The organism is Aquidulcibacter sp. (assembly GCF_020253525.1).
Lineage (GTDB): Bacteria > Pseudomonadota > Alphaproteobacteria > Caulobacterales > Aquidulcibacteraceae > Aquidulcibacter.
This window is the reverse complement of sequence record NZ_JADCBK010000007.1, coordinates 43,289-53,691: the sequence shown is the minus strand read 5'-3', so window position 1 is coordinate 53,691 and position 10,403 is coordinate 43,289. Positions and strand designations below refer to the sequence as shown.

9 protein-coding genes are annotated in these 10,403 nt (G+C 56.1%); 4 read left to right on the top strand and 5 right to left on the bottom strand.

Annotated elements, in window-relative coordinates; genetic code table 11:
• The 3 genes from IOB61_RS01465 to IOB61_RS01455 all read left to right on the top strand — a co-directional run.
• A partial coding sequence (locus IOB61_RS01465; RefSeq protein ID WP_290811116.1) for a S8 family peptidase occupies nt 1–2,241 on the top strand: 2,241 nt, incomplete at its 5' end.
• A gap of 166 nt (nt 2,242–2,407) precedes the next feature.
• Nucleotides 2,408–3,034 (top strand): DUF1013 domain-containing protein, encoded by a 627-nt coding sequence (locus tag IOB61_RS01460; protein ID WP_290811127.1) that lies wholly within the window; start codon nt 2,408–2,410, stop codon nt 3,032–3,034.
• Between the two features lie 235 nt (nt 3,035–3,269).
• Nucleotides 3,270–4,541, top strand: coding sequence for a DUF5690 family protein (locus tag IOB61_RS01455; protein ID WP_290811113.1), 1,272 nt, complete (start codon nt 3,270–3,272; stop codon nt 4,539–4,541).
• Nucleotides 4,542–4,572: 31 nt separating this feature from the next.
• Here IOB61_RS01455 and IOB61_RS01450 read toward each other — a convergent pair whose 3' ends face one another.
• From IOB61_RS01450 to hisD, 5 genes are read right to left on the bottom strand one after another with little or no spacing between them, the layout of a single operon-like run.
• Nucleotides 4,573–5,322: an aldolase/citrate lyase family protein gene (locus tag IOB61_RS01450; protein ID WP_290811111.1), complete on the bottom strand. Its 750-nt coding sequence runs from the start codon at nt 5,320–5,322 to the stop codon at nt 4,573–4,575.
• Nucleotides 5,319–6,470, bottom strand: coding sequence for a cobalamin-independent methionine synthase II family protein (locus tag IOB61_RS01445; protein ID WP_290811108.1), 1,152 nt, complete (start codon nt 6,468–6,470; stop codon nt 5,319–5,321). The genes IOB61_RS01450 and IOB61_RS01445 overlap by 4 nt, the downstream gene beginning before the upstream one ends.
• Nucleotides 6,467–7,165, bottom strand: coding sequence for an alpha/beta hydrolase (locus IOB61_RS01440; RefSeq protein ID WP_290811105.1), 699 nt, complete (start codon nt 7,163–7,165; stop codon nt 6,467–6,469). The genes IOB61_RS01445 and IOB61_RS01440 overlap by 4 nt, the downstream gene beginning before the upstream one ends.
• Before the next feature lie 35 nt (nt 7,166–7,200).
• On the bottom strand, nt 7,201–8,235 hold the full coding sequence (locus tag IOB61_RS01435; RefSeq protein ID WP_290811102.1) for a LacI family DNA-binding transcriptional regulator: 1,035 nt from the start codon (nt 8,233–8,235) through the stop codon (nt 7,201–7,203).
• Entirely contained in the window at nt 8,213–9,502 is a 1,290-nt protein-coding gene (gene hisD / locus IOB61_RS01430; RefSeq protein ID WP_290811099.1) for a histidinol dehydrogenase, read from the bottom strand. The genes IOB61_RS01435 and hisD overlap by 23 nt, the downstream gene beginning before the upstream one ends.
• Nucleotides 9,503–9,621: 119 nt before the next feature.
• Between hisD and IOB61_RS01425 the strand changes: the two genes are divergently transcribed.
• Nucleotides 9,622–10,362 carry an SDR family NAD(P)-dependent oxidoreductase gene (locus tag IOB61_RS01425; protein ID WP_290811096.1) on the top strand — a complete coding sequence of 247 codons (741 nt, stop codon included), beginning with the start codon at nt 9,622–9,624 and terminating at the stop codon, nt 10,360–10,362.
• Nucleotides 10,363–10,403 lie beyond the last annotated feature (41 nt).

The following is a 10,403-nucleotide window of genomic DNA, read 5'->3' as shown; positions in this document are numbered from 1 at the left end:
CCGGCTCCTCCACCCCCCCCACCCCCGCCGCCGCCCCCGCCACCGCCGCCACCCCCCCCGCCACCCCCGCCGCCGCCTCCGGCACTGGTTGCCGGTGTGGACTATCCGTCAGCGACATCGCGCGAATATACGCGCAGCTGGGGTCTGGCCGGCATTAAGGCAGTGAAGGCATGGGAGTATGGCGCAACTGGCGCGGGCGTTCGTGTCGGCGTTATCGATACTGGGATCGATCTTCAGCAGATTGATCTCAGGAATAATATTTCGCCTTTGTCGCGCGATATGGAAACCGGCCGCCCCAATCAGACCATCGCGGCAGAAGAGCGTCACGGGACACGCGTATCGGGTGTGATTGCCCATGAGTTCAATGGCCAAGGCACGGTGGGCGTTGCCTTCAAGTCTACCATCATCAGCTATCGCGCAGACCGCGAGGGCACGTGTGAGGAAGTGGGTGCGGACAAAGGCTGTAAACTGCCAGAGACCAATATTGCACGCGGTGTCGATTCTGCCATTGCAGACGGCGTCCGTGTGATCAATCTATCCCTTGGTGGGTCAACGTCAACTGGGTCGACGCTAACCGCTGCCCTGTTGCGTGCAACCAATGCAGGGATCGTTATTGTGGCTTCGGCTGGGAATGATGCGACGGCGGATCCAGAATTCCCGGCGCAATTGTCGATTGATCCGCGATTCCGTGGTCTGATCATCGCGGCAGGTTCGACCGATACGGCTGAGGCGCTTTCGACCTTTAGCGCAAAGGCCGGGGTAACGCGCACCAATTATTTGGTGGCACCCGGTACGGATATCATTGCGGATTGCGACACAACTTCCTGCTGGCGCGTGTCGGGAACCTCTTTTTCGGCCCCGCATATCAGTGGTTCCTTGGCCCTTTTGTTCCAAGCTTTCCCTAATCTGACCGGTGTACAGGCGGTCGATATCCTTTACCGCACGGCGCGCGATCTAGGCACAACCGGCATTGATGACACATTTGGGCGTGGCATTATCGACCTTGAACGCGCGTTCGCGCCCGTCGGGGCGACGGCGACCACCAGTTCTAGCGGCGAAGCCGTGCGCGTCGACTTATTCGATGGGATTGCAGGCCAAGCCTTTGGCGATGCCTTTATGCAGGATGGCCTGTCGACTGCCGTGCTGGATGAATATCAGCGTCCTTTCAATGTCTCACTCGGTTACCGCCTACGTCCTCAATCGGATTTGGGCTTCAGTGCAGAAACCTATGCTTCTGAGCCACAACAGGCCGCCCAGATCGGCGATAGCCTTTTGAGCTTTAGCCGTCGCACGCCTGCCAGTGCCGCTTGGGGCGTGCAAGATGATCGGGTCCATGCACAAACACCGATTATTCGCGCTTTGATGCCCGCTTCAACAACGCCATGGGGCGGCAGCCTGGCCCTATCGTTAGCGCAGTCGGGTTCAGATGCCGCAACGCGACCCTATGGTCTGGCGGGAGATGCGGCAGGCGGTGGCACTCAGTTTGGCCTAATGGGCCTTGGGCAATTCCAATCCTTCCAAGGCCTGATTTTTTCGAAAGATGCTTTCAGTTTGCATGCATTCAATGCGACCGGTGGTGCCAGCCGTGTGCGGACCTTAGCTGAGACCCGCCAGAATGCTTCCCTTGTCCAACTGGCACATCAAGGTGCACGCCTTACCAGTGTGCTGGAACTGGGCAGTTTGGCAGAGCAGGGCAGCTTCTTGGGCTCTCGTTGGAATGATGGCGCGTCTCTGGTTGAAACCCGACAAGTCGACGGGACCCGGGCCCAAAGCCGGTTTTTGGGGCTACAGTTTGATTGGGCTTTGACCGAGACAGCCAGTGTAACCGCGCGGCTTCAAGGCGCGCGGCTGTCTGACTTTTCCGGCAACAAGGCTTTCGCGGCAGGAGCCCCAATTTACGCCAGCGCGGCATCGCTGGTTTATGCCCAAAGCCTATCCAATGGCTGGTGGCGCTTCGGGCTGGAGCAGCCTTTGCGGGTAGAGCAGGGCAGCCTGCGTTACCGTTTAGCCGATCCCTACCTAACTTGGGGCAGTGCTCAGACTTGGTCAGAGCGCCGCTTTGATGTGGCACCAACGGGCCGGGAGTTGCGTTTGACGGCAAGCCGGGACTGGCTCTTGGGGGGTGCATCTGAGACTTCCGCGTGGCTGGGCGTTGAATTGACCCACATTCACGAGCCCAACCATATCGCCGACGCCTCGTCACAAACCCTGATGCGGGTGCGCGCGTCGACGCGGTTCTAATACCGATTAAGTGTAGGCCCGATTGCACACCAACTAACAGTCATCGGGCTTCCAAAATTCGCAAGAGACCGTTATGTCTGTGCCTATAGGGCCCTTAAGTGAAGGGGCCCGCGACCCCTTGCCCGGCCGTCGCGCCGGGCGATTTTGTATCTGGAGGCCAGAAATCATGTACGAGATCTTGATGCCCAAAGCCACTGCCGTGTGGTTGATCGACAATACCGGCCTGACATTCGACCAGATCGCAGCTTTCTGCGGCCTGCATCCGCTGGAAGTTAAAGGGATTGCCGATGGCGATGTCGCAACCGGTGTGCGCGGGTTGGACCCAATCGCCAATTCGCAATTGTCGCGTGAGGAGATTGCGCGCGGTGAAGCCGACCCAAATTATAAGATTAAGCCGCTGGAAGGCCGCAAGTTAGACTTGCCACCGGTCAAGAAGCGGGGTGGTCGCTATACGCCGGTATCGCGTCGCCAAGACCGCCCAGACGCGATTGCTTGGTTCTTGCGCTACCATCCAGAAATCACTGACGCCCAGATGGGCAAGTTGATTGGCACCACCAAGTCGACCATCGAAAGCGTGCGCAGCCGCACCCATTGGAACAGTGCGCAGATTAAGCCGGTTGACCCCGTAACGATCGGCCTGTGCACGCAGATTGAGCTGGACGCTTTGGTCAAAGCTTCTTCTTCGCGCCGTGCAAAAGCCGCGGCTGAAGCTGGCATTATTGATCCGGAAGAAGGTCCAAGCCTGCAGCCCGCGTCAAAGCCCAGCTTCTATGTCGATGAGAGCGAATATTGATCTCTAGCCGAAAGGCGAGATTGGTACATGTCAAAGCCCTTCCCCATTTATGGGGAAGGGCTTTTTCTTGGGCTGCTTGGGGGGTCACTTGGAATTCCGCCGCGCCTTAGATGGGGGCACTTAGGCTGACTTACGCCCACTTATGAATTTCAACACTCAGGCCAAGCTATTGCGGGCATTCAAGAAGTAGTCTTGGATAGCAAAGTCCGGGGGCGGATGGGACACTGGGGGGCATATGGGGCGGGTTCAATCTTGGTTATCGCGTGCCCATCCGGCGGCTTTCATTGCCTATGGTGGCCTTGTTGCTTTTTGCGCCTATTTTTCGATGTTTGCGTTTCGCAAGCCGTTTTCGGCGGCGACCTATGAAGATGTCGCGGGCTGGGGCTTTATTCTCGATTACAAGGTCGCCTTGGTAATAGCCCAAGTGCTGGGTTATGCCGTCTCGAAATTCATCGGTATCAAGGTCATTGCGGAATTAGATGGGGCCAAACGGGGGGTCGCAATCTTGGCCCTGATCGGCTTTTCTTGGTTTGCCCTCATCCTATTCGCGCTTGTTCCAGCCCCTTGGAATGTCGCGGCACTGTTTCTCAATGGGCTGCCTCTGGGGCTGATTTGGGGCTTGGTTTTCAGTTTTTTGGAGGGGCGCAGAACCTCTGAGGCTCTTGGCGCAATCCTCTGTGTCAGCTTCATTGTCTCTTCTGGCATTGTGAAAACTGTCGGAAGCCTTTTGATGAGCCAGTTTGCCATCAGCCCGTTCTGGATGCCAGCGGCAGCTGGGGCATTATTCTTTCCGCTGTTGTTTTTGGCCGTCTGGGGCCTATCCCTCTTGCCACCTCCCTCAGAGGAGGATCAGGCCCAACGCGTCCGTCGCGCGCCCATGCAGCCCAAAGAGCGTAATGGCTTTATGTTGGCCTATGCGCCCGGCCTTATCCTTCTTGTCGGTGCCTATGTCTTTCTGACCGCCTTTCGCGATTTCCGCGACAATTTCGCCGCCGAGATTTGGCGCGACCTTGGCCAGGCCAATGGTGCCGCGATCTTTACCCTATCTGAGCTGCCGGTTGCTGTTGTGGCTTTGGCCATCTTAGCCTCCCTTATGGTAATCAAGGATAATCGGATCGCCTTTCTCGTTGTGCATGGCATTTTAGCGGCAGGCTTTGCCTGTATCGGCCTGTCGACTTTGGCTTTCCAGCTTGGGCTGATTGGTCCCATTCTCTGGATGATTTTGGTGGGCGCAGGGCTTTATGCGGCTTATACCCCGTTCAATACGGTCCTGTTTGACCGACTGGTGGCGGCCAGTGGCCGTGTCGCCACGGCCGGGTTTCTAATCTATGTTGCTGATTCGGTTGGCTATATTGGCAGTATCAGCCTACTTCTGACCAAGAATCTGGGCAATATCCATCTCGCTTGGGTGCCATTTTTTGTCCAAGCTGCCTATGGCGTTGGTTTTATCGGCTTCCTCGGCATTTGCGCCTCCGCGCTTTACTTTCGCAAACGCTTGGTACGGTGACAGGGCGTTTCAGCCTTCCAGACCCGCACATTCAGCCTCGAATGGCTTGGCTGAGGGCAGCAGCGCCTTGCAGGATGAAATCGTGATCTGAGCTTAAGACAAAAAGGCTCGCCCCTTTTTCACGCCAAAGGGGCACATCGCTAGTCCGCGCAAGGAACAACCCCGTGACCCGTCCTGCGGCTTTTCCAGCGGCAACGATCCGCTCGACAGCTGCCACGACGATCTCATCATCGGGCGTTGTCGCGCCATAGGCGACGGTCAGGTCCGCACGACCAATAAATAGCGCGTCAATTCCCTCTACCCGCGCGATTGCCTCACATTCTTCAACGGCTTCAACGTCTTCGATCTGTGCAATGACGATGACATTTTTGGCGGTCTCACGATGTTTCGCCATGCCCTTGGTTGTATAACCTGCTGAGCGGCTAGAACCGGCATAACCGCGACCGCCCCGGCCATAGTGGCAGGCTTTCACGGCTTCGGCGGCCTCCTCGGCACTGCGAATATGGGGAAGGACGACGCCATCGGCACCACAATCAAGGGCATTGAGAATGTGCTCATGACTGCTCGATGCAGGCCTCACAAGTACGGGTTTTGCATAGGCTCGTGCGGCCAAAATGCATAAGTCTAAGCTCGTCCGGTCAAACGGGGCATGTTCGGCATCGAGGACTAAGCAGTCCAGCGAACTCAGGCTCAAGACCTCGACAATCATTGGGCTAGGTGTTTTGACCCAAGTTGCTGCAATCACGTCACCCGCGCGCAGCTTATCTCGAAACGCACTCACGCGGCTTGGCTCCATAGTTTGCTGCTCGCCAATTCGGCACCATCAACCAATGTTTTGAGTTTAGCCCAGACAATTTCAGGATCAACCGCCCCAAACCCTGCAAAGGTCGAGAAACCGCAATCGGTGCCTGCAATCACGCGCTCTCGACCAATGATTCCAGCAAACCGCTCGAGGCGTTCTGCCACAACCCGGGGATGCTCAATGAAATTAGTCGTCGAATCAATAACGCCCGGGATCAGGATTTTGTCGTCTGGAATGATCGCCAGCATTTCAACAAAATAATTCCAGTCGTGCTGGTGACGTGGATTGGAGGTCTCGAACAATAGGCCTGCTGGCTTGGCCTTCATCAGTGTTGGCAGGATCACGCCCATCTCAACATCATGATGGTGCGGCCCTTCATAATTGCCCCAACAGACATGCATACGAACACGGTCTGCTGGTACATTGCGCAGTGCATGGTTCAGCACATCAACATGGGTGCCGATGAGTTTGAGATAGTCCTCATCGCTACGATCTTTATACATCATATGCCGCCCGAGCCCTAAATCTGGGCTGTCGAGTTGCAAGATCAGGCCAGCCGCGACGATTGTCTCATACTCTGGCCGCATGGCCTCGGCGAGGGCCTCAAGATAATCATCCTGTGTTGGGTAATGCTCATTAGGTTGGAAGAGCGCGATGACGCCGGGCGAAGCAGCATTCATGAAGCCCGCAACAGGCTGATGCTTCGCGATGGCCACTGCCATGAAGCGCAGGTCGGCCTTGAGGGGTTCCATCGACTTCACGGCAACCGGACCGATACATTTTGGGCGCCGATAGGTTGGCGTACCGCCACCACTGGCTTGGCGTTGCAGAAAGCTTGGAAAGGCTTCGAGGTCAGAAGGCGGGGTTCGTGGACTATCGCCGTCAAAGCCTGTGATCCGGTCCTTGATATAGGTCGCATAGGAAATCTTGGACATTTCGCCGTCTGAAACCAAATCGATCCCAACCCGAACTTGGTTCGCGACGGTCTCATCAACTGCTCTACCAATCACTTCGTCAAATTGGGCTTGGTCAATCGGGTCGCCGCGTTCTGCAGCAAAAATCAGGTCCGTGACGGCTTTGGAGCGCGGCAATGAACCGACATGGGTAGTTAGAATGCGGTCGCTCATGCGTTCATCTCCTGCTTTGGCGTTGTTTTTAGGGTGGTTAGCCAGTCTGAAATGGCCCGAAGGAAGGCTGATGGCTGCTCTAGCGGCACCAAATGCCCGGCACCTTCAATCTGGATAAGGCTGGCATGGCGATTACGGGCAGCCATTTGGGCGTGCCAGGCCGGTGGACATAGGCGGTCGTCTGCGCCAGCAAGGATAAGGATTGGGCCCTTGAAGCCGCCAATCACGTCGCATAGGGCTGGTCGGGTGCGAAGTGCCTCGCTTTGGCGCAAAAACACGTCTGGCCCAAGATCCATTCCCATTTTCAAAGTTAGGTCGAGGATTTCTGCACGCTTTTGGCCAAGCGAGGCAGGGCTTAGATAATGTGGCTTAAGCTCGTCTCGTACGATCTCGAGCAAGTGGCCGTCTCGAACTTGGGCTTGTTGGGCTAGGCGGGCAGCCGATCTTTCGGGTAAATCTGCCGTGCAATTGGTGCTGGAAAGCACCATCCCAACCAAGCGCTCAGGTGCGAGCTTGGCCATCATCAGCCCCACAATAGCCCCCATAGAAAAGCCGATTGGGATAATGGGCCCTGTAACTCTCTCCAAGATATTATGGGCCAAGCTCTCAACATGATCTGACTGGGTTAGGTCAGCAAACTCATTTGGGTAGCCAGTGATTGGCCCCACATCCTGCCACAGTCTGTGGTCGCACATGTGGCCCGGGATCCAAACGAGGGATGGAGGTGCCGTCACAACAGACGTGCCGACCGGCCGGACAGCAATTCCCCCGCGAACAAACGTTGTTCTGGAGAAATGTCTGGGCTTTCAATTCGCTCCAACAGCATGGCGACAGCCGCTTGGGTCATGCGCCGCACGGGCTGGCGGATCGTCGTGAGTTGATAGGCCTCCCAAGTTGCAGGGCTCACGCCATCAAAGCCCGTGATCGACAATTCGTTTGGAACCTTTTTGCCAATAATATTCCGCGCCGTGTCCATGGCCCCAATCGCCATTAAATCATTGACGCAAATCAGCGCATCCAGCTTGCCCTCTGTAAGGTCCATCAGTGTCTTTAGGCCGGCACCGCCACTTTCATAATCGAACCGACCCCGGACAAATTGGGCTTGAATGCCATGATGGGCGAGGCGATTCATCGCTGCATTGGCGCGTTCTTCGCCGACATAGGAATCAGCGGGCCCACCGATAATTCCAAAGCACCGATGGCCAGCTTGCACCAAACCGTCCACCAAAGCACGCTCGCCCAAGTCTGAATCACAACAGACGCTGGCGACCGGCACCCCTTCACCAACGCGGTTATAGAGCACCAAGGGGACCCCGCGGTTAGAGAAGGCAACCAATTGATCCGTAGACAGACGGGCGGCGACAATCGCGCCATCGACGCGGTAACGCCAGACCTGACCTAGAACTTCCTCAACATCAGATTCTGCGGCCAAACTAAACAAAAGGACGCGCACCCCATGTTGGGACAAACGTTGGGTGAGCTCGGCCAAGACCTCTGGATAATAGAGGTTTGTTAGATTGGAAATAATGATGGCAACGAGGTTGGAGCGCTTGGTAATCAAGCCTTGTGCAATGGCATTGGGCTCATAGCCTAGCGCTTGAGCGGCCTCGACAATGCGAGCCCGGGTAGCCGGTGCGACGGAAGCGCCTTTCCTGAAGGCCCGGCTGACGGCGGACTGGGACACGCCGGCGCGACGTGCAACATCATAGGATGTCACCCCAGTCTTCTCTTGTGTGGTTTGATCAAGCGGCTTCTTTTTTGCCATAACGTCGCACCCGAATATCTGCCTGCTCTTTATGGCCTGCAAAGCCTTCTATGGCGCAAAGGCGTGAGCAATATTCACCTATCATCACACTGGCCTCATCGGTCAAGACACGTTGATAAGTGCAGGTCTTGATGAATTTCCCAACCCACAGCCCGCCGGTAAAGCGAGCATTGCCGCGCGTTGGTAAAGTGTGGTTGGTGCCGATTACTTTGTCCCCATAGCTGACATTGGTGCGAGAGCCCAAAAAGAGCGCGCCATAATTGGTCATGTTTTTCAAGAAATAGTCAGGATCACGGGTCATGACTTGGACATGTTCCGAGGCAATTTGGTCGGCGATTGTGACCATCTCTTCATAGCTATCAGCAACGATGACTTGGCCATAATCGGCCCACGCTTTTCCCGCGATCGCCGCTGTTGGCAGGATTGTCAGCTGTCGCTCGATCTCTGCCATCGTATCGCGCGCCAGTTTCTCGCTATTGGTCAGCAAGACTGCCGGTGAATTGGGGCCATGTTCGGCCTGACCTAACAGGTCAGCGGCACATAGCTCGCCATCGACGCTCTCATCGGCAATGACGAGGGTCTCGGTCGGACCGGCCAATAGGTCGATGCCGATGCGGCCAAAAAGTTGGCGCTTGGCTTCTGCGACATAGGCGTTGCCCGGACCCACGATCATATCAACCGGGGCAATGGTTGAGGTTCCAAGCGCCATAGCGGCAACCGCCTGCACCCCGCCGATACAATAGATTTCGTCTGCACCCGCCATGTGCATCGCAACTACAATGGCTGGATTAGGCACGCCTTGATAGGGTGGGGCGACCGAGACAATCCGCTTCACGCCTGCAACTTTTGCAGTCACCACACTCATATGAGCAGATGCGACCAAAGGATATTTGCCGCCGGGGACATAGCAACCCACACTGTTCACTGGCAAATTCTTATGCCCCAGAACGACGCCGGGCAAAGTTTCGACTTCAACATCCTTGAGGGCGTCTCTTTGGATTTGGGCAAAATTGCGTACCTGTGTTTGCGCGAACCGAATATCTTCAATCGTCTGTAGGCTTAGTGCGCGATAGGCAGCATCGATCGCATCTGGGCCCAGTCTGAAATCATCGGGTGCCCAATTGTCGAATTTCGACGACCAATAGCGCACAGCATCATCACCTCTGGCCTTGATGTCTTGAATGATGGCCTCAACGGTTGCCCGAACGCCCGCATCGGCTTCCTCAGCTGCCGTTTCACTGATTCCGGTTTTCAGATACTTGGCCAAATCAGCCTCCCAACGCTTGCTACTTAGCTCGATTGCACGCTACGCTAACGGAAATGACTGCGAAGTCAAAGACCAAATTGCGGAAACAAGAATGGGATACAGTGATGGGAAAAAGCACGATGCTTCCAGTTTGGGCACAGGGGCTTTCAGGGCGACAAGCTGTCGTAACCGGGGCTAGTCGGGGGCTCGGGTCGAGCATCGCAGTTTATCTCGCGGAGGCGGGTGCCAAGGTGCATGCCGTGGCGCGTAACGCGGTCGATTTGCAAGAGCTGGCTGATCAAAACGCCAATATTCTACCGATGGTCGGCGATCTGACCGATCCTGAATTTATTGCCGATTTGGGCAAGCTCGAGATCGACATCCTTGTCAATAATGCCGGCATGAACCGCCCGCTTCCAATCCAAGAGGTCGAACCAGAGACACTCGATAGAATGCTAGACCTCAATGTACGCGCTGCCTATTTAGTCGCCCAAGCCGCCGTAAAATCGATGTTGGCCCATGGGCGTGGCGGCTCAATCATCAATATCACCAGTCAAATGGGTCATGTCGGCTCGCCAAGGCGCACGGTCTATTGCATGACCAAACATGCGTTAGAAGGTTTGACCAAGGCGATGGCGGTAGAGCTTGCCCCCCAAGGCATACGCGTAAACTCGGTGGCACCGACCTTTATCGAAACCGCGATGACCAAGCCCATGTTGGACGATCCCGCGTTCCTTAGTTTTGTTAAGGGCATGATCCCAATGGGCAAGATTGGGCAGGTGGAAGATGTTGCGGCGGCGGTCTTGTATCTTGCAAGTCCTGCCTCCGGCATGGTGACGGGCACTAGCCTGCTCGTTGATGGAGGCTGGACAGCGCAATAGGCAAGAAAAAGGGCTGAAGCGTTTCCACTTCAGCCCGTCAT